The following is a 22,919-nucleotide window of genomic DNA, read 5'->3' as shown; positions in this document are numbered from 1 at the left end:
GATCGTGACCAGCCAAGCCGACACTACGCAAACCGCACAGACTACCGTGTCCGGTCGTTGAAAGTGACTGCGCTGGTGGATGTCGAAACGCTGTACATCACCGACATCCACTCGACTACCTCGAAGAAACACGATGCCAAGATCGGCCCGCAGGTCGCCCGCCGGAACGCGGGCGACCTGCGAAGCCTCGCTGCTGACAAAGGATACGACGCGAAAGCCTTCCGTGACGAACTCCGTCACAACGGCATCCGCCCACTGATCAAACACCGTCTGTTCAACTCACTCGATCACGCTCACAACGCCCGCATGGACAGTGATCGGTACCACCAGCGATCCATGTCTGAAACCGTTTTCTCAAGCATCAAGCGCACGCTCGGCGGTGCCGTGCGTGCGCGAAGCTGGTGGCTCGAATTCCGTGAAATCATCCTCAAAGCCACCGTCTACAACCTTCGCCGGAGCGTCCGATACCCGTGAAATCCAGCGCAGTGTATCGAAACTACAGAGCCAAGAATTTATACAATCACACAGCTAAGATTGAAGTGAGATATGAGTCTTGATGAGGCAGTTGACGAGGCGCTTGCGACATATGGGATGTCGCGTAGCGAGGAGGCCGAGGAAACGGGCCGATTAGTCGCTACCCTTCAAGACTAACGCAGTCCGCTAGTCGAGTTGCCGGATTTTTGCTGCGAACTCCGCCTTAGATATCCCTGTAGTATCGGCCAATTCTGGAAAGCTGGCTCGTTCGACAGCCTGCTCAACAAATTCTATCCAGAGGTCTTCGTGTCTTTCGGCATAGAATGCTTTCGCTTCATGCGGATACATGTCGAGCTCATACTCTGACAAATCGATTATGACCTGGTGTTTCCGCTCAAGCGTCGTAGCTCCGAACTCACGCAAATATTTGAATAAGACATTCTTCCGACGAACAGTCAGGAGACGCTTTGATTCGTTAATATACTCGTTGACCCATTCTCGCCAGTCGTACGTGTCTAGTTCAATCTCGGTCTTTGTTTCGGGCATGGAAAAGTCGACGTTGATGCGGCGCAGGTATAACTGTATCAGTGCCACAGCAGTTCGATGATTGGCGTTGGGAAGAGCGTGCTTGAGAATTAGATTCGATGCGAGGCGCCCAGCGACATCTGTTGCTGTCCCCTCCCACGATGTCTCGTCAAGCGCTTCGGGGAGGGGCGTCAATGTCGATATTCTTGTAGGCCTCCACAGGTGTTCCCTCTTCTTCCTCATTCTGCGAGAGGAGTGCCCGATATATCTCTAGGAGACGTGCGACAATCGTCCCGTTGTCCTCAGTCATGTCCGCAAGAGTGTCACTGATGTCGAATTCCATATCGCTTACTGCACCGCCGCCGACCCGAGATGTGTAGACACCGTAGAACTCCGTGTCCAGCTCGTATTCCATGACTTTCACAGCTACATCCCCGTCGTAGTCAACTATTTGCGACACAAGATTCTCGGGGTCTGGATTGGCGAAATCGAGGGAGAACTGCTTGTCTGCAGGGTGGTGGTAGTAGACGTGCCCCATCTTGCTATCGGACAATTCTCGGAGAGCATATTAAATGACTTCGTGGACAGATGCAGGTTGGAGGGCGTCCCCGCTTGTGGCGATAATCAAGAACATTGATCTTTCCGCTCAAGCGTTGGGGCTCTGTTCTAGACACTACCAGCAGCTACTGAGAACCACCGTCTGTTTCCATGGGGGATGTCCCAACCCGGGTTGTCGTACTCTGGCTCACCGCGTCCATAACCGCGTCTCGCCCGTCACCAGCCAGAACAGAGACCTCATACTCACTCGCCCGAACCCGCAGTGGGAACCAACCTTCTTCGTCGACGCCCAGCAATGCTTCTGAGTACCCATCGTCGTCGTTTCCGGCCTTCGCCGAGCGGACCCAGTTCACTTCTCGCTCACTCAACCCGAACCATTCGGCCAGCTGCTCGGCGGCCTCGTCGACGCGGTGAATCAGCTTCATCGAACAGAGGTTCGCAATCGTTCGTGCTTCAGGCGTCAGCGAGAACTCCCCACCGGTCTGTGTGATGAACTGCAAGGACAGATCGTAGTGTCGGCTGTGTCGGACGGCCGTCTCCAGAAACCCAAGCGAGGTCGAATCGCCCATGAGGTAGTGGGCTTCGTCGATGACGAAGACAACGCGTTTGTCGGTCTGCTTGGCACGCTCATAGACGGCGTTGAACAGCACCTGCATCATGAGGCTCGTCTCTGTCTGCCCACGGGTACCTTCCTCCTGGTGTAAGTCGAGGTAGATAACGTCGTTCGTGAAATCGAACTGCGTCGGCTCGGCGAGATTCGCCAAGTCGCCGCCCTCGCGGAAGGATGGCCGGAGGTCGATGAGCAGCGATTGAACGTCACTCCGGACACGCTCTTGTTCCCCACCAGTGACGTACCCGAACGCACCGGGGTCTTCGAGTATGTCCTCAAGGACCGCAATAACGTCCCGAATCGTCGGCGAGGGGTTCACATGCGTCGCCGGATCTTTGGTGATTCCCTGGCGCTCGTATGCCTCCTGGACGGCTCGCCTGAGTGTCTGTTTTCGGTCTTCGAGGGGACTGCTCGCGACGTTTTCGAAGAACGTCTCAAAGAAGGTGAGCACCCACGAGATCTGCTCGGACCACGGATCGAGGTCCGGGACAGAGTCGAGGATCTCCGCCGGCGTTGGCTGTAACTCCAGTGGGTTGAATCCGCGTGAGCCACCGACAGTGACACGCTCACCACCAAGGGCATCGTTCACGCCTGCGAATCCTTCCAGTGGGTCAAGCATCACTATCATCGAGTCCGCGTCGTACATCGCCCGGCGGACGAGTTGGAGTTTCGTCGAGAAGGATTTCCCAGCGCCGAGTTTCCCGATGACCATCATACAGTAGCCCGTCTCACGGGTGAACCGATCGAGGATGAGCGGGCTCTCATTAAGTGCATAGGTGCCGTACTCGATACCGGGTTCGGCAAGTGCACCTGCAACGAAGGGAAACATGGCCCCGACTGCAGCACTCAACATGGGTGTCTTGGCGTTCAGTTGGGAATTGAGCTGGTCGACACCGACCGGACTGCTCGACGTGAGTGCATCCATTTGTGCGAATCGTGGGGTGACTGGCGTCAGATTCGCCGGGCTCCGACGGGCAGTGTTAGCGACGCTGTCGATATCGAGTGTGTCCTCTGTCTCGCCTCGAACGGTGAGATACATCGATACGTCGAAGGCTTTCATCGACGTATTGCGAAGAACGTCATAGAGTTCCTGGTGGTCGCTGAGGTCTTTCTGGATGCCACGGGCGCCGGCACGGCGTTTCTCCGATAGGTACTCCACGTCGGCCTCTAGATCTTCGATGCGGTTCTCCAGAGAGTTGAGCGTGGATTCGGTATCGCGCGGGTCGATATGCATCGAGATATCCGTCTCACGGGTTTCAGCCGTCGAATAGAGTGACTCGAAGATACCGTCGATGGGTGCGTCCGGAAACTCAGCCATCCAGAGTGTGCGCGCCCATTTGTCGCCGGTTCTGATTGCCGTCGAGCCTTCTTCGATTGAATCCGGTCCAAGTAGCGATTGATGACTGGCAGGAGTCTCTGAGAGCGGGCTGTCGCTTGGTTCGTAGTTAACGGACATCGTGAACTCGTCGTCTGTCTCGGATTCGTCGTCCGCTTGCTCGGCGTCTTCTGTGGAATCGGTTCCGACAAACGGGAGAAAGTCGAAGTTCATCGGCTACCCCTAACAAGCGGGCCCGTCCGAAGCGCCTGCGAGATGTCGCCGTATTCGAGTTCCTGCCCGGCCCAGAACTCACCGATGAGCGTCGTTGCCTCGCCGGCATCTACCCGGCTAACTTGACAGCCATCTATTTCTTTGATACCGGCTTCGACACGACGGACGCGTTCTTCGAGGGTATCGAACATCGTCTCGCGCTGGTCTTCCACAGGAGGTGCGTTCCACGCCTGAACGAAGGTCCCAAGCACTGGAACGCCGACGAGTTTGTTCAAGATGCTCTCACGCTCGAATCTGACTTCGTCGGGCGTGACCGAGACCACGATGTAGTGGTCTCGAATCGTCATCTGCCTGGCAGCGAGGTCGCGTTCGTACCACTCGATGTAGTTGTCGATGAGCGCTTGTAGCCGAGGATTGTCTTTGACATCCGGGTCGGTTCGGCGTTCTCGATAGTGATCCAGATACGTCTCGACGGGAAAGGCCTGTGTCGTCGAGAAAATCTGGATCGGGAACGTGACGGTCGTGTTCAGGAAGTCCTGAAAGGAAGCTGCCTTCAGCTCCCACTCCTCGTCGGTCGCAAGGGCCATTGGTGGGGGAAGCACCTGGACGAACGCGAGAAAGGCACCGTCGGTGCGTTCGAGGACGTCTTTATCGAGATGGACCTGCTCGATTTGTGTATGCGCTTTTGCAGCCTCGTGATCCTGGCCCGTATCCGTAGCTCTGAATCGGGCCATCAGCATGACCCAATCGAGACTTGTGGTGTAGGAGGGCGTTAGATAGACGAAGAGGACGCCGACACTGATTGCAAGGGCGGCAAGGGGCAGCGTCAGTGTCTGGACGCGATACCCCCCGACACTGAGTGAGGCAGGGAGCACCGTCTGGGTAAAGAGGATAACGACGACACCGGGAAAGAGCGCGACTGCCGCGTCTGTCAGGGTGTACGAACCGATCAGTTTCGCGTCTGTACCGAGCGACTTCGGGATTCGTTTTGCAGGTTGGTTGCTCATAGGTCTAGTTGATGTATCGCGGTCGGTCGTCGTCGGGATACTCCGAGGAACCGTCGCTCCCCGAGGATGTCTCAGAAGGACTGTTCCGGTCACGGAGCGTCTCGAACTGGTTGTTTCGAGAGTCCGACGATGAGGAGTCAGTGGTTTGTGTCGCCGTCTCGGAGTGAGTCGTCTCTGTAGACAATCGAGACTGTAGCGACGTTGCAGTGCTATTGAGGCGTGTCCCCGCGGCGTGTGTACTGGAGTCACCAGAACCGAGAACAGCCTGACCATCTTGTCGAACAGCAGACTCACCTCGCAGACCCCGGGCGAAGTTCTGTGTGCCTGTCTTCGTCGTGGCACCGGCACTGCGAGCAGCCTCGACGCGTGCTTTGCCACGGTCGCGAGAGGTGTGTCTGGACGCGCTGTCGGCCATGAAGAACAACGCACCAGCTTGCCAGAACAGGATAAAGGGCGAAATGACCGCGACGAGCGGTGTGAGGATTGCAAGAAGCCACTGTCCAGCGCCACCAATCGAGAGCGTCACCGACGAGCCAAGCAGCTGCCCTAAGCGCAGTAGCAGGGCCACGGGGACGGTCATGAACAAGAACGGGACGTAAAAGCCAGCCAGTCGCTTCATGAACTGTGAGGCAAGCGAGAAGGGGCCAACACCGGGGACCCAGAAGACGATGAGTAGGGGCATCATCAGCACGAAGAGATACAGGACGACCTGACGAACCATATAGACCAGCGCCAGAATTAGGAACAGCGTGAGGTCAACGGAGAGCGAGAGCGCAAGGCCGAGCGTACCCATAGCACCGATTGAGAGTGTATCGAACAACGAGATGTTCGATAGTGAGGGGAGTAGAAAACCGCTCAGACCGTCGATGAACCGGAGTGAGAGGCTGGCGACCCACCACCACGAGAGGATACCAAGCAGCCCGGAAAACGCCCGCTTCTTGAGCTTCGTTCGGTGGTAGTTGCTAAAGAGGTAGCTCGTCGATTCGAGGAAAATGATGAGGCCGATCATGAGCCCCCAGAGTAGCAGTGAGAGGGGTACCATCGTCTCCCAATAGAAATCATAGATGGCTGGCCACCCGCCGTTGGTCGGGCGAGCGAATACTGAGTCTGGATTGGGGGTCTGGACGATGAGGTCAAGCAGGTCCCCAGCGTGATCACTCACAAATTTAGAGATGGGATTGACCAGAACACGGATGATTTCGTCGATAGAATCAACGATAACGTCGCCAAGGGAGGGCACTACGTATCCCCCTCTTGCTGTTCCCACTCGATCTTGGTTCGCGAGTAGACAACGCGGTCAACGAACGGTAGCGGTATTCGATCCCCTTCGCATGTCCGAGACAGATTCGTCTCAATTACAGAGCCATCCGCAACACCGATTTGCATGTGAAACGGCTGAGATTGTTGTTCGCAGTCACGTTCTGCTTCTGGGACCGCCAGTGGTTTTGCGGAATCTATATAGCTCTGTGTCTCGTTTTCCACTATGATTAGCTCATCTGCAGTGGTCGGTGACTGCAGATATGGGATAGAAGGAAGCACGTTCAAATCTCCGTTAGCAGTGTAGTTCGGCGAATCCTGGAAGACAGCATCGTAGATCCACGTCGGTCCAGTTCCGACATTTTCCATCTTGAAGATGATTCGTGCCAAATCGGCTGGCGAGTCACCCTCTCGATACTGTCGAACGTCAGTAAGCCGGAGATCCGGAACAAGTGATAGCTCCTGTCTGTACTCTGTATCGTTAGCAACGACAACAATTTCATAGGTTCCTGGGGAGTAATGCGAGGAAGTGTTGCGCCCCGGAGTGAACTCAATAATCTGGAATCGTACCGTCCTAACTCCAGTCTGGACTCGCTGACTGTCGAAGGCCGTCCCGTCCGGAGCGATGAGCACCACCTCCTCAATATCGTTGCTGGCCAACTCCACAACGACATGCTTCGAGCCAACGGTAACAGCAGAGACCAGCGAGTCAAAGCTCGGGCCAGTAGGACTCCGAGTGTCGCCCTGAGAGACACATCCAGTGAGACTGAGAGAACTCCCTGTCATTCCTGCGAGGAACGCCCGGCGAGTGGAGCGCGGCGGCATTAGAGCCCCCTCCACGGTGGCCAGAAGTTCCAGCCTGTGAGTCGGCTAACGATGTAGCCGCCAAGCAAGAGCGCCCCAACAGGAACGAATCCACGGAACAGTGCATCGACGTACTGAAGCACCGTTCCGCCGGTGTGGAGTACCGCGGTGTCACCCGTGTAGCCCGGAACGTTTCGCCACCACTGGCCGGGCACGTACCGCGCCGAGACAGCGTCTTGTGAGCGAGAGACCGTCGTCAAGGCAACACCGCTCTCGTTCGTCTCGACGGTCTTACCAGCGATAACGAGATGCCCGTCCCGCGAAGCCGTCTCGATTGGGTCCCCAGTGTCGTTTGCGCTGAGACGAGCGCGGACACTGAATCGCTCGTCAGTCCGATTGACTATTTCCAGTGAGAGAGTACTCTCAGTGAGCGAAACCGGCGAGAACTTCTGTGGATTGAGCGGCCTGTTAGTTCCCCGAACGAGTCCGATAATCTCCATCTGACCCAGATCGTGATTTGTCGTCTGGGCTCGCGTCGCGATACCGAAGCTGCCGGTGTATTGACCGTCGATAGCGTCTAATTCGACGCTGTCAGGGAGCGACGGTGCCTGATACGTTTCACCGTATACTTCGAGTACTGACGTGGTTGCACGCGGCCACGGTGTCGGTCCCGTCGCGATGGGATAGGCGTGGACCTGAAGCGGATGGACCGGCGAGTGAGTCGTAGTGGTCTCACCAGAACGATAGGTGGTGAGGGTATCCCACGCCGAATTCCGAGCGCTGTAAAAGCGCCAGACACCGCGAACCTCACCGTTTGGAAGGGAGATGCCACCCCACGGGTGACTCTTGTACGTCACCAAGCCGAGGTCGCCGTCGGGATATTCGGTTTTGAATCCGGAGACGACGAACGAATAGACTCGGACCTCTCTGGTATCGCGCACAGTAACCGAGTCCTCATGTAGCGTACTGATACTGCTTCGGACGGTTCGACAGTCTTCAGTCGTGTTTTGGGCCGTGTCGTTTGTCTGTGCGTCCGTACAGGTTTCCTCCGCTCTGAGTACCGTCCGGCGAAGGGTTGTCGACACCGTCGCTTCCAGTGTGAGTTCACGCTGGGAGTCACTGCCGGCTTCGAGGTCGGTATAGCGAAGCGTCGGGGTTTTGCTCCCGTGCGTCTCATCAAGTACCGCTCCGTCGAGGCGTAATTGGACAGACTCGACCTCATGGGAGCGCAGCTCCCACCGGATCGTCCGAGAGTCAGACGAACGTGTCTCCGGAACATCGATACGATAATCAAGCACGCCGTGAGCCTCCCCCTCCGGTGCGATGTACAACGGCTGTGTTCGTTCTGAGAGATGGACACGCGTCGATGGCTGAAGCGCTAGCATCGAGACGCCGACGTCCTGGAGATACGCCCCGTCCGAGAGCGTCGTACCCTGTGGATGGGTCGCAGCTTCTGTCCCTGTCTGTGGTACCTCACCGTGTTCGCCAGTGTTCCAGGTTTCGACGGCGCGTGGCGGCCGATCTACTGGAACATCAGTCCCGTCTGTGAGCAATCTGAACGACGCCGTCGTGTTTGGTTCGCTCAAATTGGCACTGTCGTTGTCACCGGCCCAGAGCGTCCAGAACGTACTCTCATTGATGCCATGGTCTGTTTCGTTCGGTGGGTGTGCCCCACTCGGAGCGCTCGACCCAACCGCCAGTGCCACCACTGCAACGCCGAGGAGCAAAGGTCGCCCCAGTGTTCTTAGAACGCGCAACTGTTCCCTCCGGAGACGACCGTGTTCAGGAGGAACTGGACGATTGCCGTCGCGAGCGGCGCAACGATAATCCCCCAGATGACGCCCTGGTTTCTGATTTCCTTGAGTTCCTTTTTCACGTCGGCTCGCCGGACGGCAGGCGTGGCAACTGCCGCTCCCAGTGCGAGTGTTCCACCGACGAGCGGGCCACCAAACTGGATGACGGTGAAGAGATTTTGGATCGTGGTGGCCATATCCGTGTTACAAAAGTCCTCACCGATAGACTGAGCCAGAGCTGGCTCAGCCGCGATGAGCGAGAGGAGACCCACGGAGAGCCCAACACGACCAACCATCGATGTGAACCGAGCGATGCGACTACGTCGTCCGTCTGTCGGCCCAGAGGCCGACGGGGCGTTTGTAGACATATCTGTCAGCGACGCAAGAATCGAATAGTCCGCTAAACCCGAACGCGGCGCCCGGGTGACCCCTTACGTCTACTGAATCAGTTGGGAGTTAAATAATAAGTTTTGCGTATGTCTTGCTAACGTTACCAGATGAGGGTAGATTAACTAAATTTGCGTACTATTTACTTACCAATTACACCAGGCCTCAATCAAAATCAGCTATCTTTCTTCGAGGAGAGAATCCCGTCGTTTACGACGGGAGTAAATCCGACAACCCTGACGCCAACTACCGCCGATAGCAGCCCGGATATTCAACGGTAATCCGAGTCATTAAATAATTATACCAACATAGGCTATGTATGGCGATTGAGGTCACGCGGACCTACGTTGGTACCATCAAGAACCATCGACAGGTTTGCGATGGCCTCGATTCGCTCGGAGACTCCGCCTCGAAGATTTGGAACGTCGCACGATGGACAGCCGACCGAATCTGGAACGCAACTGGCGACATTCCAGATGAGCGCGAGCTGAAATCGTACATGAAGAACCAAGCGTGCTGGAAAGATTTGAACGCACAATCCAGTCAGAAAGTCATCGAAGAACTTTCCGACGCTTTCCAGTCGTGGTTCGACCTGCGACAGAAGGACGACGAGGCGAATCCGCCCGGCTACCGCAAACACGGTGACACCCGACCACGAAGCACGGTCACATTCAAAGAAGACGGCTTCAAACACGACGCCGAGAACAACCGCATCCGTCTCTCGAAAGGCTCGAATCTGAAAAACCACTTCTCGGACTTCCTGCTCTGTGAGTATCAGACTCGCCCGGATGTTGACCTCTCAGAACTCAACTCGGTGCAGAACGTCCGAGCGGTCTGGAACGGTGACGAATGGGAGCTGCACTTCGTCTGCAAAGTCGAACTCAAAATGAACGACTCAGCAGGCAACGGCGTGGCGGGCATCGACCTCGGTATCACGAATATCGCCACGGTTGCATTCCCCGACGAATACGTGCTGTACCCCGGCAATTCGCTCAAACAGGACAAGCACTACTTCACCCGTGCAGAGTACGACACAGAGGGCGAGAATGGCCCGTCCGAGAAGTCGATGTGGGCACGTCGGAAACTTACAGAGCGCGAGACACACTTCTACCACACTCTGACGGACACCATCATCACCGAATGTGTCGAACGTAGTGTTGGGACGCTGGCGGTGAGTTGGCCCGAAGACGTGCGTGAGTCGGATTGGGGCAAGACCGGCAACAAGAAGTTGCACTCGTGGGCGTTCGACCGAATCTACCAGTACCTCGAATACAAGGGAGAGATTCGTGGCGTTGAGGTGCTGAAGGAGAACGAATGGGACACCAGTAAGACCTGTTCTCGGTGTGGTTCCGAGCAGAAGTCGAACCGAAAGCACCGTGGTCTGTACGTCTGCTCGTCGTGCGAGTTGGTAGCCAACGCGGACTGCAATGGGGCAGAAAATATGCGGCAGAAGATAACTCCGAATCCTCACGGCGAGGATAGGAGTAACGGCTGTGTGGCACAGCCATCGACATACTTGTTCGACCGCGAGAGCGGGACGTTTCGCACGAGAGAGCAAGTCATGTCGTAGACCGGTAAATATCCCACCTGCGGTACGGGAAGCCTCGCCGTTCACGGCGAGGAGGATGTCACCCCAGTCCGATAGCACCCCCAGCATGGGAAGTCAGAAAGGCACTCTGAACATTCCTCGCTGTCCCGGTCAAGGAACTCCGTGACTGAATCGGTCGGTGCAGGACTCGTATCTGAGGTGTGGTCTTTACCGGCCTGTGACGCCGAGAGACCACCATCAGCAGCCAGAGGTGGTTCACCCCGTTTCATGCTTTGGAGTGTATCAAGCAGCGGCCGTCGAATCGCTACAGCCACGCGATGTTTACACGCCCCGTCGAACCGGGCATCTGCCGGGCAGGTACAGGAGACAGGAATGCCTTCGTCGATGGAGACGGTGTACTCGTGATCTTCGGGATTGGCGTGGCTCTCGTTTCGGACGAGGATATCGGTTTCACAGATGGAGATGTCGAGGGCTTCGTACTGCGCTCGCTTTGCGACCCGCTTGCTGAATTCGAGGTGTTCTAGAGGATGCATTGGTTTTCGGGCACCCACAGACGAGCGCCCGCACCCGTCAGGGCGCGAGAAAAAACATCGCGGTGAGGCGAGACACAGACGTTCAGTCACTAGATTGTGTGGCCCATCGACGCTATTGTTATGTTGATATAGTCCTTAGCGTGGGACGTTATGTCACAACAAGGTGTACAAGAGGAGCTACACGTTGACCAGTATACACTCGGATTAGTCGGTCCCGGCCAGGAGTGGGCTGGTACGGTCGCCGACGGTGGCCAAGTCACGACCTATACACCACCGGGCTGTTGGGGACCGATGGTCACGCCCTCCTTTCGCGGTGGGCACGAAGTGACGCGGCCGATACGCGTCGAGGGTGCAAGCGTCGGCGACGCGGTGGCAATCCACATCCAGAATATCGAGGTGACGAGCATGGCGACGAGTACGGGATCGATGGCCGAGCGCGAAGAGGCCTTCAACGACGACCCGTTTGTCGACCATCGCTGTCCCGAGTGCGGGACGACGTGGCCAGATTCAGTCGTCGAGGGCACCGGCGAGGACGCAATCAAGTGTGCTGAGTGTGGAGCAAACGCCTCCTCCTTTGGCTTCGAGTACGGCTACACCGTGGCCTTCGACCACGAGAACGCCGTCGGTCTCACGCTCGATAAGGAGGGCGCCCACGAGCTAGCGACAAACGCCGAGGAGGTAATGGATATTCCCGAAAACGCTCGTCAGCACCCGATACTGTTGTACGAGCCCGACGGGATGCCCGGGACACTCGGCCGACTACGCCCGTTCATCGGGAACATCGGTACGACGCCACCGATCACGATGCCGGATTCACACAACGCTGGGGACTTCGGACAGAGCCTCATCGGGGCTGAGCACGACTACGGTGTCGAAACCGAAGCCGATCTTGAACAGCGGACCGACGGTCACATGGACATCCCGGAGGTCCGTCCAGGCGCGACGCTCATCTGTCCGGTCGCCGTCGACGGCGGTGGCATCTACGTCGGCGACCTCCACGCGAATCAGGGCGACGGGGAACTCTCCTTGCACACCACCGACGTGAGCGGGACAGTCACGATGGATGTCGAGGTGATCGAGGGGCTCGAACTCGACGGGCCACTCCTACTTCCCAACGAGGAGGACCTCCACCACATCAGCAAGCCCTACAGCGACGAAGAGCGCGAAGCCGGCCGTGCCCTCGGGGAAGAACACGGTGTTGAGGCAAAGACAGAGATGGGGCCAATTCAGGTGGTCGGCTCTGGCGCAACAGTCAACGATGCCACACAGAACGCTTTCGACCGGGCAACGAAACTGCTCGATATGAGTGAGGGCGAGATCCGAGCCCGGTGTACCTTCACCGGGGGCGTCCAGATTGGCCGACTGCCCGGCGTTGTCCAGCTCGATATGCTCGCGCCACTCGATGTCTTAGAAGAGCGTGGGCTCGCTGACGCCGTTCGAGAACAATACGGCCTATAGCCGTCCTACTGGTCGTCGGCTATTCACCAACACGGCCATCCGGTTACGTTGTGTGCCATGTATCGCTCCAGGTTGTGTATACCTTGTGGCATACACCAATAGGCATTTGATCGTAGAACGCGAACGTTCTATTATGTCTCGTGAACGCGGAGATACTGGACGGTACACCGAGACCGTCACTCTTGATGACGTTCTCAGTGTATTCGGGGCTGTCGAGGGCCCAGTAGTCACATCTGGTGATGTTGCTGAAACGCTTGATTGTTCTCGGGAAACGGCACGCCGGAAGCTCCGCACATTGGAAGAACAGGACCACGTCGCCAGTCGAAAGACAGCAGGAAGAGTCATATGGTGGACTATAGATACACATGACCGCACACGAGGAATTGATCCAGAAGATCCCTTCTGGGATTTTGAACCCGGCGCATCAGGTGAATCCGACTTATCTGAGAGAGTTGATGAGGTGCTGTATGGCCGAGAGTCCGTATGAATAGGCCAGGTGCAACGCCGATATTCGTTGATACAGGAGCGTTCTATGCCCGTGCTGATGAAGATGATAAACATCATCAAACCGCTCTTCAGATTTTTGATAAGATCCGTTCTGGCGATATCGCCTACCGTCCGATATTCACCTCACAATCTGTCCTTTCGGAGCTTGCAACTCTTACGCTATACAAACTCGGCCATAAAGACGCTATTCGAGCCTTGAACGCTATCCGAGACTCCGAGAGTATTAATGTCGTTCCAGTCGGTAGAGCGACGTTTGAGGCTGCAGCTGAACAGTTCGCGGACTACGATGATCAGGAGATCTCCTTCGTAGATCACACGACGAGTATTCTCGCCGATGAGCGAGATATTGAGCACGTCTTCGCTTTTGATGGGGACTTTCGAACGCTGGGCTTCACACTTGTTCCCGAAGATGTCGAGCTCCAAGAGATGTAGACTCTAAATTCACAGAGATGAGTCGTGTCACCTACAAGAGAGAAAAGCGAAACCAAATTGTGTATTTGACTACGACAGTTCGTACGTCGCGATACCATCGTGTCCACACTGCTGGCAGACACGGCTGTCTGAATCGGCAGTCGTTCCACAGTGACGACATTCATACAGAGTCGTCGACTTCTCAAACAGTCGACGAAACGGCCAGACGCCACAAATCATTCTGATTCCTCCAAGAGCGCGTTGACGGTTTCTTGATGATTTCGAACGGTAACGGCACTCACCCCTGCAGCTTCGGCCAGTTCACGCTGAACCACCGTGTATCCGAAGTCAGCAGCGACAACCCGAAGGCACGTTGCTGCAAAGCCAGCCGGATGTTTCCCACCACTCACACCGCTTTCGTGTGCGCGAGCAGCCAACTCTTCTGCCCGATAGATTACTGCGGGTGGTAACTCGAAGTCACTCGCGAGTTTTCGGACGAACTCTTGGGGCGACCGAGGTGGGGCAGGTAGTGAAAGTGCTTCATTGAGTGTGCGATAGCTGTTGAGTATGCTGGATTCGTTGACGCGGGCATTTTCCGTAACTTCCTCGACGGTACGCGTGATACCGTTGATCCGGCAGACACCGTAGACACTCCCTGCGGCAATCGCTTCGATAGACCGTCCTTTCAGCAAGTCCGCCTTCTGTGCATCTTTGAATAACGCACAGGCCTGCTCTCGAATCGTATACGGGAGATCCAATGCCCCAGTGAGTCGTTTTATCGAACCCAGTCCGTGGGCAAGATTTCGTTCTGCTTTCGAGCGCCACCGGCCCCTGGTGTGTTCACGTCGAAGGCGATTGAGTTGGCGTCGTTTTGTCTCTGAAAGGCTGTTGCCATTCGCATCTTTGTTCCAGCCAATCTCGGTCGAGAGTCCACGGTCGTGGCGGGTTTCAGTTAGTGGCGCCCCAGTACGCTCTTTCGAGGTGTCGTCATCGGCGAACGTCCGTGGTTCAGCTGCGTGGTCAAGATAATAGCTATCGACGATGAGTCCACACGCCCCACAGCTCGTCTCCCCGCCGTCAGTTTCGAGCCGTCCCTCGCATTCGGGACAGGCCTGTTCGCTGAGTGTTCGGCCGGATTCTTCGTCGAAGCCATTGTCGTAGATGTCTCTTGTATGCATTCGAAGTCACGCGAGGCCAATGTTTCTCTCAGGCCCCGCACCCGTCAGGGGGCCAGAAAATACGGGCGGACGGCATCACCAGTTAGCAAAGTTCAGAGAGGATAGCTACAGTAGCGGTAGTTGAGAGATTTCTAGAGGTATTGTATACAGACTGTGAACTGAGCAGGAGTGACTTGTCTGCGCAGACATTGGGACGGTCTAGTAGCCAAATACTTAGGTAGTACAGTACGTAGTACTTCGCATGAGTACTGACACAGACGAGAAAACCACGCGCGTGACGCGGAAGGGACAGGTGACTATCCCGAAAGAACTGCGAGACGAGTTTGGACTCAAGGAGGGTGATGAGCTTCGGTGGGTAAAGACTGAGGACGGTATTCAGATTCGGAAGGCCACCCAGTCTGCCGGCCGCGGAATGCTCGTTGACGACGATATCTCTGAGGGAAAGCGGGAGGAAATGGCCGAAGAAATGGAAGCTGACATCCACGAGCAGCGCAGAACAGAGTGGCAACCGTGAGCCACTACACCGTTGACGGCGTCGCTATGGCGCGATATCTCGTCGATAGACTCCCTCCGGCCGCCGACGAGGTTTTCGAGCGTGCTGAGCAAGGTACCGATGTAATCGAGGCGCCGACAGTTACGGTGAGCGAGGCCATTTGGACTGCGGTCAACAAGGGGAAGATCGCTGGTGTTGCAGTCGAGACAACGCCGAATGCAGTGCTTCGTGGGCTGGTCAACGACGGCCCCGTTCAGGTCGCGCCAACCGATGCGCAGGACCTCGCAGTCTATGGGAGCCTCATCGACCACCATACACTCCATGACGCTCTCCTGATCGCAAACCACCGCGTCCGAGGGACTGACGCAATCATTTCAGCAGACAACGAATTCACATCTGAGTCAGTCATCTGGGACTAACCAGCGGAATCGGTTCATCGCGCGGTCTGAGTTTGTTTCCCGTCGAAGCTACTGAACCATCCGTTCACTACGTTTCTCTACTGACCGGGTGATTCACCTGCATCTGTGTGAAAACACCGGCGGCCAACAGCTGAACTCATCCTCTGTATACAGTATGCGGTCGATGACGAATATTTATAGAATGCCCTGGCCTAATACGACGGATTCTTAACCAACAATTTGGATTCGCTTGTTGGTTAATTTAGAACCCGCCGTGTTTATTCATCCCCACCCACAGCACCAATGATCGTCTGTGCTGTACGCGAAATCCGACCAAGTCTATCGGTGATTTCGTCTGGCTCATCGTTTTGCCACGCCGCAAGATAAAACGCCGAACCACGCATGTCCAAGCCAAGATGACGACCGACGACGTAGGCTACTGCTTCGGCTTCGACTTCTCGTTTTGCTCGTTCTGGAGTCGATACAGATGCGGAACCAGCATGCAGCAAGGCGTGTGCATACTCATGAATCAGCGTCCCAGCCATCGCAGCTCTATCATCGCTTTCTTTGATCTCGATTGGGATGGACTTTGAACCAGACACAGCAGTCACACAGACGCCCTTTGCGCGGCCGTGTTCCCACGCCGCTGGCGAGACGATATCGAGTATTATATTCAGTTTCTCGCTAGCGTCACAGAGCGCCTGAAAACACCCGTCTACTGTGCCTGTTGCATCCGTTTGTAGGCCGGGGAGTGGGTCGCCCTCAGTTTGAGACACATCAAAGACTGAAACAGGCCGAAACACAACGGGTCCCCTGGACCACTCTGAGGATGGCGTTTCGTTGTAAGAACAGTCAGTACTCTCGTGGTACCTCGGGGAATTCCCACACTCAGGGCACTGTTTGGCGATGATGGGTGCCCAAATCCAGATAGCCTGTTCGCCCTTGTTGACCTGCCTGTCGAACTCGGTTTGCCACGTCTTGTAGCCTGCAACCTTCGTTGCCTCAGGATACTGGGCCTGGATGAGCAGCGTGTTCCGGTAGGAATACTGGTGAAAGCGACTCTGGACGTCTAACCACTCCTGGAAGTGCTCACTCGCGTTGGCTTCGGCGACGAGGTCGGTGAGTTCCTCACACCACGCTTCGATGGTCTGGTGCATCTCGTCTTTCCTGGTCTCTTTGTCGTTGAAAGATGTCGCTGGATTCGTTGATTGCATATCTGGTTTCTGGAACACTCAAAAGAGCGCCCCGCACCCCTCAGGGGGCGATAAAACCCGGCGGTCGCGTCTCAACAAATCCAGCCGAGCGCTCAGGATAGAATACTACGGAGATACGCATTGGATACTCCAGAGAGCGGCCTCATCAGCCTGTGAATCGAACGGAACAACCCGGGTGGTCAGTATCAGTCAATTAATACGGAGAGACACGAACAGGTGTACGAGCGAATTCACTGGCATTGCGCGTCACGATTGGTTCATCACGGGATACCGCAATCCCCGCAATCATCGCATCAACTGCACCGATTTGTTCGCCGTTCTGAGAGAGATCACGTTGAATGTCCACAGCACGACGCGCTGCTTCACTATCGTATGGCACCAGCGGAATGTCGTCGAGAATCTCGTCGAATTGCTGGCCAGTCGCTGTCGTCGGGTCGATACCAATTCCCACCTCGGTATAGACCAGCGTCGGGACGACGAGCAGTTCATCGGTGATTTCATCGAGCTTCGCAACTGCCCCGGCATCCTCAGCGAGTAAGTCAATCAGAAAGCAGGCATCGAGGATCACTGTTCGGTCCGGTTCTCACTGTCCATGCGACTGTCGACGTCCTCACGGAACGAGCGAGATCCTTCTCGAATCTGTTCCACTTCTTCGTCCGCCGCTAGTCCAACCAGTCCGTACAGTGGATGTTCCTCCTCGTTGAGAAAGCGATCGATGACGTCGCTAAAGCTCTCATCTTCGCCTTTTTCACGGCGTAAGCGCTCGTATGTTTCTTCTTTGAGACTGATTGTTTTACTCGACATCTGTGTATCTATGTATTTGCTTTCTGTGCATATAGTGGTTAGTGCCGCTGTAATTCATTCTCGCCACGTCCGGGGAACGTAGCCTGTCTCTTCAATGAGATCGGCGTAGTCTCGAAGGAGGGAAATCAGAGCGAGTTCGGGGACGCCGTCAGTAGCGCTTGCGACGAGGAGACGTTCAAGATGCTGTTCTGTTTCGATGAGTTGCTGGAGTTCGGTTGTACTCATTGGTGAGATAAGGGCGAAATCGCCCTCACTCGTGAGGGCGAGATAGAATTATTGTAGATCTTCTACCGTTGAACAGTGGCAGAAATAGACCGGTACAACGCTCTCTCTCTCACCACGGCAGACTTAACGCTCCAAGACCGAAATGCAATGTAACGGCAGTGCCTGAGGAACCAGAAATATACTGGGGCCGTCATGTATCGCCCTTGTCACCTGTCGTTGCCGATGGTTGCCTCTATACGGCAGAGTCCAGAAACGAACGCTTAGTCGCCATTCGCAATGGAGTTACTGGTGGGCACCAGTGGACGATTTCTGTCGATGGAGGTGGTATGGGTATGCCAACTGTTACCGATGAAGGGGTTATCGTCCAGAGTTATGATCTCCCTCTGAGTTTGATCGCCAGAACAGTAACCTTCTGTGGAAACAGGATATTGGTCGTGGACTACCAGCCCTAATTAAGGACGGTTTGTATGTCGTTGCGGCTGACGGGATGCGTGCGTTTGAGCGCTGACGAATTCAAAATTCCCTGAAACGAAGGTTCTCTGTACAAACAAGGGGACCCCTCTTGTCACGAGCGCTTGCTGTGGGAAAGGAGGCAGTTAGCTCTCGCGGAGCAGATTATGTGAGTTAATCTTCACACCCCGTATGTCATAAGCGCCGAGATGCTTATCGAGATAAAGCGCTCGTGACAAAAGGGGTGTCGAATATATAAAGAAGCAGTTGCATATGACGCTTATGACGTATGGTTTTAAATACTAAACCGGATATATGCAGGTATACACCCGATGTTCACCACATCAAATATCTTTGCCAACGAGGAAGCACTCCGGAATGACTGGGTGCCTGAGGAACTCCCAGAGCGAGAAGAAGAGATTGACAAACTGAAATTTGCGTTCCGTCCAGCGACTAACGGAACAACGCCACACAATATATTCCTCTATGGAAAGTCTGGCCAGGGCAAAACGGCAGCAACAGAGTATGTACTCGAAGGGCTCCGAGAATTCTTTCATAAAGAAGGGAGTGGATTAGGGACAGACCTCAACGTCATCTATGCCTCCTGTGAGGATGCACATTCATCATATCAAGTCGTCGGTGAGATCCTCACCGCTGTCGAACCTGGAACAACGGACCGTCCAAAGGGCCACTCAATTGGAGACCTGAATAAACGACTCTTTCGAGCGCTGGATAAGAAAGGGGGGCTCAATGCGATAATTTTAGACGAGATCGATAGCATCGGCAGTGATGACAGTATCTTATATCAGATTCCTCGGGCTCAATCAAATGGCCGTCTTGAAGAAGCACAGGTGAGCGTTGTCGGGATTTCGAACGATTTCGACTTCTATAACAATCTCTCACGGAAAGTTAAAGACACCCTCTGTGATGTTGAGCTTCATTTCGAGCCATACAACGCTAATCAACTCCGAACAATCCTCCGACAACGAGAACAGATCGGTTTCAATGACAGCGTACTGGAAGATGACGTAATTCCACTGTGTGCTGCTTTGGCCGCACAAGATCATGGTTCAGCAAGGCAGGCAATTCAGTATCTCCACCGGGCAGGTGAACTTGCACGCGATGATGGTGTTGACGTTGTCACTGAAGAGCACGTCCACCGAGCACAAGATGAAATTGACAAAGAGGATCTTATTGAGGATTTTGTGAGCATGACAACCCAAGATAAGCTGGCGCTTGCAGGGTTACTTATTCTCGAAATCAAGGGTGACGTTCCTGCTCGAACGAAGGAAATCTTTGCTCAGTATACAAAGATCACTGAATTTATCGATGCGGACACATACACTAAGCGTCGGATGTATGATCACCTACAGGCGATGTCTACCCATGGATTCATTGAATCACGAGAGGTCAATAAGGGACACCGCCAGGGTCGACACTTAGAATTCGAATTGAAGATCGGCGTGGATGAAGCAATTGATGCGCTTGAACAAGATGCTCGGTTTAGTGGAATCCCTGAGAAGCTGTATGAGATACAGCAGCAAAGTGACTTCTCGTAGCAAACAAGCAAGCGAGTTCTCTTTTCATACTACGCTTATGACGCATGGGGGGTCCATCCGTAGAAGATTGAATAGTGGTGGAAATAGAATCGGATATTCTATTTGTGGACCGCTTATGACATACGGGGGGTGCCTTTCACTCAATACACTTCATACAATTCGCCAATGGGTTTGGTGATCAGCGAACGTACATACTCGAAAAACACGTACAGAGATCTACCCCACCATGTCCGCTATTCTTTGCCTCAGAGTATAACAAGGGGAACCATCTCTCACACCACTATGTCCGCTGTTCCCACGAGATGAAACGAGTATCCGTGAAAGGCAGCATACCGGACGAAAAGACCGTCTATTCAGCGATTACTGCGGACATAGTGGGGTAAGTCCCTGTGCAGAACATCTGAAATATGAGGTGGGGTGTTTCTATAGCCTGCAACCACTTCTTGTGGTCAGATTTGGAAGAGATAGCACTCGTCAGAAGTGGTACCTCTCTCTGAAAATGGCGCGTGATGAATCGACGCTCGGTCGCGTCGAGAACGCGCGAGGGGCGTCCGAACGGAGTGAGGACGACGGTTGGGGAGGGGCTGGCGTACAATAAAAAAACACCTCCGGTCTACCCCTACAGCCGCTCGCTTCGTTCCGGGAACTCAACCCTGCTCCAGCCTGTCAGTGCAACCGAGACACGTCCCTCGTACCAGCTCTTGGCTACCGACCGGAACCTGACACGCTCGCCCTCTTTGACCATCGGCACTTTGGATGCCCGCCACGCCGTAAATTTCGTCACACCTGTCTCATCCTCTATCAGACCCACCTGAGAGATCGCTGGACTACTGGACTCCCAAAGGATCTTCACTCGACCCGCAATGTCCACCTCGCTTCGATTTGCCTCCCCAATCTTCTCGATCGGCACAATCGTCCCTGGCGCGAGCCACTCTTCTTCGGTCACACTCACCGACGCATCCACGATATCCGCACCATCTGCCATCCGCCTGGCTACCTTCTTCGAGAGCGCCGCCGTCGTCGTTCCCGTTCGGACTCGCTCTTGTATCCGCTCGGCCTGCCGATTCACGCCTGCCAGTTCCTCCCGAGTCATCTCTGCCCGTGGGTCCACCCTGTCCGGATCTTCCCATTGGTCCACGCTCGCTGCTCGCTTCGAGAATCGTCGTCGACGTGCCTCATTTCCTCGCTCCACAATCCCCCTCGTCCGTGACTCTCGGTTTGAGTCTTGGCGCTTGTCCCACCGGCTGCTCGTTCGTTCGATTTCTGCCTCGCGTGCTGCCATTCGTTCTTCGGCCTCTAAGGTCAGTCCCCGTCCAGCTGCCTCGAAATGATTCGTATCGACCTTCGCCTGTATCTCCTGGGTAACCGACCGCTGCAGCTCCGGTTCCTCCTCGACAACCGCCTCATCTTCGACCGGGTATTCATCGTGCGAAACTTCATATTGAATCGAGTTCTCTATACTCATTGCAATTGCTCCGAAGGCGCCCATCCAGCGTCTTCCACTTTCACGACTTCCCAGTCGTGACTATAATCACACTCCGACAACCTCCTCGCGCGCTGTCCGCGCCTTCACGCGCCCGACAGGGCGCGGGCAGCGCGCACTTTCAAGAGAAGACAACCAGTCACGCGCGACCGGCCAGCCCGCCCGAGTGTCCAGCTTCAAGTCGGTTTCCGGTCTGAGGGACGAAGACCGAAACCGCACTTGATGCTGGCGTCCCGAAAGGGCGAGCGAGGAACGAACAGCGAACTGGTTCGCTGTTCGTGGTGTGGGCGTCTGGCCGGGCGAGCGGGACGGGCCATGCTTAGACCCACCCAACCGCCCCCCTGGTGGACTGAAAGGGCGAGGGCCGGTCGCGTTCACGTGGTCGTCTGGGCGCCCCCTCTCCGAGCGAAGCGAGGAGATGGTGCCCAGCGACCGCGAGCGGTCCGAGGGCTTTCAAAGTACGAAAAAGCCCGATTCCACACCAACGCGATGTGAACGGACCACTCCAGAACCCACGTTATCGTCGGTCCCAAAGCGTTTCGATACGCTCCTCGATGCGATCAAGGGCGAGTTGGCTCATATCGCGATGGTCGGTTGGCCACTGGGCATCCGTTGCGTTGGTACGGCTGGCTGCCGGTGACGGGTGGAAGTGATCCCGTGAGTTATGGACGTTCGGATGTCGATCCCACCGACACTCCCATGCTCCATCCTGTCGGTCTTCTTGATAGTGGAAATTGAACTCATCATTGCGGTACCATCGGATCTCTAGGCGTGCAGAAACACTCCCCGGGTAATAGTTATCAGACAGTTCAACTTGGAGGGACAGTTTTCCTTCCTCGACAATTTCCGTCGAGTGGAATATACCGCTCCCGGCAAACCGAGACTGTACCCGTTCTAATACGGATCGGTCTATCGGCGCGGGGCTCGCGCCGTCGTCCACTGGCACCATCTTCAGTTGTGTGATGGGGCCGTCGAGCCGGCGACCTTTTGTCTGGCCCGTTCGTGAAGGCGACGCTCTTCGACAGCGGTGGCCCAGTCACCCAGTTCCGCGTACACGTCGTCGACACGCTCCGCATCAAACTCGAGGACATCAACATCAGAGGGCGAATCAGAACCGTACTGATCGCGGTAGTCCTCAATCTGGCTAGTCAGTTCTGAGACGCGAGTCTGTAACTCCTCAACGCTCTTTTCTCGTGCCAGTTCGTTTACCCGCCGCCACTCGAAGTAGTCGTCGTTGCGCTGGTACCTAGTTGGCCGGCCCTCATGTTGGATGACGATGCCAAGGTTGGCGTAAAAGGACAGGTGTGTCCGCGCCGATTCCACCGAACAATCCGCCTGTTCGGCAATCTCCGCGGCCGTCATTGGTTCTCGAGCGTGCAGGACCGCCCCGTACACCCGCTGCTTCGTGTCTTCGCCTTCGAATGGTCTATCGAATGGGGGTGGGCTGTCCTGGCTGATGTCATCTTTCATACACCTACCAGCGGAATTGGCTCACATATTTCTTTTTATAGGCAAAATATATCGTTCTCATCACGCTTCGTTACCACGCTATCGACAGTGTAGATGTGAGTGCCGAAGCAGTCACGGAGGACAAGCCGTGTACGGGCCAGACGAGCCGCCTCCCTGGTGGAAAAAAGGGTGAGATCGATCTCGTCTGTGGTTGAAAGGGCAAGCGGTCAAGGGCTTTCAAAGT

23 protein-coding genes and 1 pseudogene are annotated in these 22,919 nt (G+C 55.4%); 8 read left to right on the top strand and 16 right to left on the bottom strand.

Translation table 11 applies throughout. The features are described from left to right. A partial coding sequence (locus VJ162_RS14985; protein WP_324665401.1) for an IS5 family transposase occupies positions 1 to 474 on the top strand: 474 nt, incomplete at its 5' end. A 186-nt stretch (positions 475 to 660) separates the two neighbouring features. On the opposite strand, the pseudogene VJ162_RS18515 reads toward VJ162_RS14985, so the two are convergent. The 7 genes and pseudogenes from VJ162_RS18515 to VJ162_RS14945 all read right to left on the bottom strand — a co-directional run bounded on the left by VJ162_RS18515 (position 661) and on the right by VJ162_RS14945 (position 8,774). Further along, positions 661 to 1,537 (bottom strand): annotated as a pseudogene (locus VJ162_RS18515) (hypothetical protein). A gap of 145 nt (positions 1,538 to 1,682) precedes the next feature. After that, positions 1,683 to 3,716 (bottom strand): VirB4 family type IV secretion system protein, encoded by a 2,034-nt coding sequence (locus tag VJ162_RS14970; RefSeq protein ID WP_324665398.1) that lies wholly within the window; start codon positions 3,714 to 3,716, stop codon positions 1,683 to 1,685. Further along, on the bottom strand, positions 3,713 to 4,723 hold the full coding sequence (locus tag VJ162_RS14965; RefSeq protein ID WP_324665397.1) for a hypothetical protein: 1,011 nt from the start codon (positions 4,721 to 4,723) through the stop codon (positions 3,713 to 3,715). Before VJ162_RS14965 ends, VJ162_RS14970 begins: the two co-directional genes overlap by 4 nt. Before the next feature lie 4 nt (positions 4,724 to 4,727). After that, positions 4,728 to 5,963: a hypothetical protein gene (locus tag VJ162_RS14960; RefSeq protein WP_324665396.1), complete on the bottom strand. Its 1,236-nt coding sequence runs from the start codon at positions 5,961 to 5,963 to the stop codon at positions 4,728 to 4,730. Further along, complete coding sequence (locus VJ162_RS14955; protein ID WP_324665395.1) at positions 5,963 to 6,646, bottom strand: hypothetical protein; 684 nt, start codon at positions 6,644 to 6,646, stop codon at positions 5,963 to 5,965. Before VJ162_RS14955 ends, VJ162_RS14960 begins: the two co-directional genes overlap by 1 nt. Before the next feature lie 158 nt (positions 6,647 to 6,804). Further along, on the bottom strand, positions 6,805 to 8,370 hold the full coding sequence (locus VJ162_RS14950; RefSeq protein ID WP_324665394.1) for a hypothetical protein: 1,566 nt from the start codon (positions 8,368 to 8,370) through the stop codon (positions 6,805 to 6,807). Between the two features lie 158 nt (positions 8,371 to 8,528). Continuing rightward, positions 8,529 to 8,774: a hypothetical protein gene (locus VJ162_RS14945; RefSeq protein WP_324665393.1), complete on the bottom strand. Its 246-nt coding sequence runs from the start codon at positions 8,772 to 8,774 to the stop codon at positions 8,529 to 8,531. A gap of 509 nt (positions 8,775 to 9,283) precedes the next feature. On the opposite strand from VJ162_RS14945, the gene VJ162_RS14940 reads away from it, so the two are divergent. Next, positions 9,284 to 10,534, top strand: coding sequence for an RNA-guided endonuclease InsQ/TnpB family protein (locus tag VJ162_RS14940; protein ID WP_324665392.1), 1,251 nt, complete (start codon positions 9,284 to 9,286; stop codon positions 10,532 to 10,534). Positions 10,535 to 10,575: 41 nt separating this feature from the next. Here the strand turns inward: VJ162_RS14940 and VJ162_RS14935 are convergent, their stop codons facing one another. Then, a complete protein-coding gene (locus VJ162_RS14935; RefSeq protein WP_324665391.1) occupies positions 10,576 to 11,046 on the bottom strand; it encodes an SWIM zinc finger family protein in 471 nt (156 codons plus the stop codon). Positions 11,047 to 11,196: 150 nt separating this feature from the next. Between VJ162_RS14935 and VJ162_RS14930 the strand changes: the two genes are divergently transcribed. From VJ162_RS14930 to VJ162_RS14920, 3 genes are all read left to right on the top strand, one after another. Continuing rightward, positions 11,197 to 12,504 (top strand): acetamidase/formamidase family protein, encoded by a 1,308-nt coding sequence (locus VJ162_RS14930; RefSeq protein WP_324665390.1) that lies wholly within the window; start codon positions 11,197 to 11,199, stop codon positions 12,502 to 12,504. A gap of 133 nt (positions 12,505 to 12,637) precedes the next feature. Next, positions 12,638 to 12,991, top strand: a complete 354-nt coding sequence (locus VJ162_RS14925) for a hypothetical protein (protein ID WP_324665389.1) — start codon at positions 12,638 to 12,640, stop codon at positions 12,989 to 12,991. Further along, positions 12,988 to 13,443, top strand: coding sequence for a type II toxin-antitoxin system VapC family toxin (locus tag VJ162_RS14920; RefSeq protein ID WP_324665387.1), 456 nt, complete (start codon positions 12,988 to 12,990; stop codon positions 13,441 to 13,443). Before VJ162_RS14925 ends, VJ162_RS14920 begins: the two co-directional genes overlap by 4 nt. A gap of 215 nt (positions 13,444 to 13,658) precedes the next feature. Here VJ162_RS14920 and VJ162_RS14915 read toward each other — a convergent pair whose 3' ends face one another. Then, complete coding sequence (locus tag VJ162_RS14915; RefSeq protein ID WP_324665385.1) at positions 13,659 to 14,600, bottom strand: transcription initiation factor IIB; 942 nt, start codon at positions 14,598 to 14,600, stop codon at positions 13,659 to 13,661. A 241-nt stretch (positions 14,601 to 14,841) separates the two neighbouring features. Between VJ162_RS14915 and VJ162_RS14910 the strand changes: the two genes are divergently transcribed. Then, the gene (locus tag VJ162_RS14910) at positions 14,842 to 15,114 is read left to right on the top strand and encodes an AbrB/MazE/SpoVT family DNA-binding domain-containing protein (RefSeq protein WP_324665384.1); all 273 of its coding nucleotides are present in this window, start codon (positions 14,842 to 14,844) and stop codon (positions 15,112 to 15,114) included. After that, positions 15,111 to 15,512 carry a hypothetical protein gene (locus VJ162_RS14905; RefSeq protein WP_324665383.1) on the top strand — a complete coding sequence of 134 codons (402 nt, stop codon included), beginning with the start codon at positions 15,111 to 15,113 and terminating at the stop codon, positions 15,510 to 15,512. Before VJ162_RS14910 ends, VJ162_RS14905 begins: the two co-directional genes overlap by 4 nt. A gap of 257 nt (positions 15,513 to 15,769) precedes the next feature. Here VJ162_RS14905 and VJ162_RS14900 read toward each other — a convergent pair whose 3' ends face one another. From VJ162_RS14900 to VJ162_RS14885, 4 genes are all read right to left on the bottom strand, one after another. Further along, positions 15,770 to 16,705 (bottom strand): ArdC-like ssDNA-binding domain-containing protein, encoded by a 936-nt coding sequence (locus VJ162_RS14900; protein WP_324665382.1) that lies wholly within the window; start codon positions 16,703 to 16,705, stop codon positions 15,770 to 15,772. 193 nt (positions 16,706 to 16,898) lie between these two features. Further along, on the bottom strand, positions 16,899 to 17,273 hold the full coding sequence (locus VJ162_RS14895) for a type II toxin-antitoxin system VapC family toxin (RefSeq protein ID WP_324665381.1): 375 nt from the start codon (positions 17,271 to 17,273) through the stop codon (positions 16,899 to 16,901). Then, positions 17,270 to 17,509 (bottom strand): antitoxin VapB family protein, encoded by a 240-nt coding sequence (locus VJ162_RS14890; RefSeq protein WP_324665380.1) that lies wholly within the window; start codon positions 17,507 to 17,509, stop codon positions 17,270 to 17,272. The genes VJ162_RS14895 and VJ162_RS14890 overlap by 4 nt, the downstream gene beginning before the upstream one ends. Before the next feature lie 54 nt (positions 17,510 to 17,563). Further along, complete coding sequence (locus VJ162_RS14885; protein ID WP_324665378.1) at positions 17,564 to 17,734, bottom strand: hypothetical protein; 171 nt, start codon at positions 17,732 to 17,734, stop codon at positions 17,564 to 17,566. 782 nt (positions 17,735 to 18,516) lie between these two features. On the opposite strand from VJ162_RS14885, the gene VJ162_RS14880 reads away from it, so the two are divergent. Next, positions 18,517 to 19,743 (top strand): Cdc6/Cdc18 family protein, encoded by a 1,227-nt coding sequence (locus VJ162_RS14880; protein WP_324665377.1) that lies wholly within the window; start codon positions 18,517 to 18,519, stop codon positions 19,741 to 19,743. Between the two features lie 619 nt (positions 19,744 to 20,362). On the opposite strand, the gene VJ162_RS14875 is transcribed toward VJ162_RS14880, so the two are convergent. The 3 genes from VJ162_RS14875 to VJ162_RS14870 all read right to left on the bottom strand — a co-directional run bounded on the left by VJ162_RS14875 (position 20,363) and on the right by VJ162_RS14870 (position 22,696). Further along, entirely contained in the window at positions 20,363 to 21,208 is an 846-nt protein-coding gene (locus tag VJ162_RS14875) for a DNA-binding protein (RefSeq protein WP_324665376.1), read from the bottom strand. A gap of 535 nt (positions 21,209 to 21,743) precedes the next feature. Continuing rightward, positions 21,744 to 22,088: a hypothetical protein gene (locus VJ162_RS18510; RefSeq protein WP_407066866.1), complete on the bottom strand. Its 345-nt coding sequence runs from the start codon at positions 22,086 to 22,088 to the stop codon at positions 21,744 to 21,746. Positions 22,089 to 22,177: 89 nt separating this feature from the next. Continuing rightward, the gene (locus tag VJ162_RS14870) at positions 22,178 to 22,696 is read right to left on the bottom strand and encodes a DUF7342 family protein (protein ID WP_324665375.1); all 519 of its coding nucleotides are present in this window, start codon (positions 22,694 to 22,696) and stop codon (positions 22,178 to 22,180) included. Between the last annotated feature and the right edge of the window lie 223 nt (positions 22,697 to 22,919).

The organism is Haloarcula sediminis (genome assembly GCF_035656455.1).
Taxonomy (GTDB): domain Archaea; phylum Halobacteriota; class Halobacteria; order Halobacteriales; family Haloarculaceae; genus Haloarcula; species Haloarcula sediminis.
Note: the sequence above shows the minus strand (reverse complement) of the source record. Positions and strands in the feature narration are given on the sequence as shown.

Excerpts from the sequence above, each read along its gene's own strand:
- VJ162_RS14885 (WP_324665378.1), bottom strand. The coding sequence starts at position 17,734 with ATGAGTACAACCGAACTCCAGCAACTCATCGAAACAGAACAGCATCTT.
- VJ162_RS14915 (WP_324665385.1), bottom strand. The coding sequence starts at position 14,600 with ATGCATACAAGAGACATCTACGACAATGGCTTCGACGAAGAATCCGGC.
- VJ162_RS14925 (WP_324665389.1), top strand. The coding sequence starts at position 12,638 with ATGTCTCGTGAACGCGGAGATACTGGACGGTACACCGAGACCGTCACT.
- VJ162_RS14910 (WP_324665384.1), top strand. The coding sequence starts at position 14,842 with ATGAGTACTGACACAGACGAGAAAACCACGCGCGTGACGCGGAAGGGA.
- VJ162_RS14880 (WP_324665377.1), top strand. The coding sequence starts at position 18,517 with ATGTTCACCACATCAAATATCTTTGCCAACGAGGAAGCACTCCGGAAT.
- VJ162_RS14965 (WP_324665397.1), bottom strand. The coding sequence starts at position 4,723 with ATGAGCAACCAACCTGCAAAACGAATCCCGAAGTCGCTCGGTACAGAC.
- VJ162_RS14890 (WP_324665380.1), bottom strand. The coding sequence starts at position 17,509 with ATGTCGAGTAAAACAATCAGTCTCAAAGAAGAAACATACGAGCGCTTA.
- VJ162_RS14970 (WP_324665398.1), bottom strand. The coding sequence starts at position 3,716 with ATGAACTTCGACTTTCTCCCGTTTGTCGGAACCGATTCCACAGAAGAC.
- VJ162_RS14875 (WP_324665376.1), bottom strand. The coding sequence starts at position 21,208 with ATGAGTATAGAGAACTCGATTCAATATGAAGTTTCGCACGATGAATAC.
- VJ162_RS14935 (WP_324665391.1), bottom strand. The coding sequence starts at position 11,046 with ATGCATCCTCTAGAACACCTCGAATTCAGCAAGCGGGTCGCAAAGCGA.
- VJ162_RS14920 (WP_324665387.1), top strand. The coding sequence starts at position 12,988 with ATGAATAGGCCAGGTGCAACGCCGATATTCGTTGATACAGGAGCGTTC.
- VJ162_RS14930 (WP_324665390.1), top strand. The coding sequence starts at position 11,197 with ATGTCACAACAAGGTGTACAAGAGGAGCTACACGTTGACCAGTATACA.
- VJ162_RS14870 (WP_324665375.1), bottom strand. The coding sequence starts at position 22,696 with ATGAAAGATGACATCAGCCAGGACAGCCCACCCCCATTCGATAGACCA.
- VJ162_RS14945 (WP_324665393.1), bottom strand. The coding sequence starts at position 8,774 with ATGGCCACCACGATCCAAAATCTCTTCACCGTCATCCAGTTTGGTGGC.
- VJ162_RS14940 (WP_324665392.1), top strand. The coding sequence starts at position 9,284 with ATGGCGATTGAGGTCACGCGGACCTACGTTGGTACCATCAAGAACCAT.
- VJ162_RS14900 (WP_324665382.1), bottom strand. The coding sequence starts at position 16,705 with ATGCAATCAACGAATCCAGCGACATCTTTCAACGACAAAGAGACCAGG.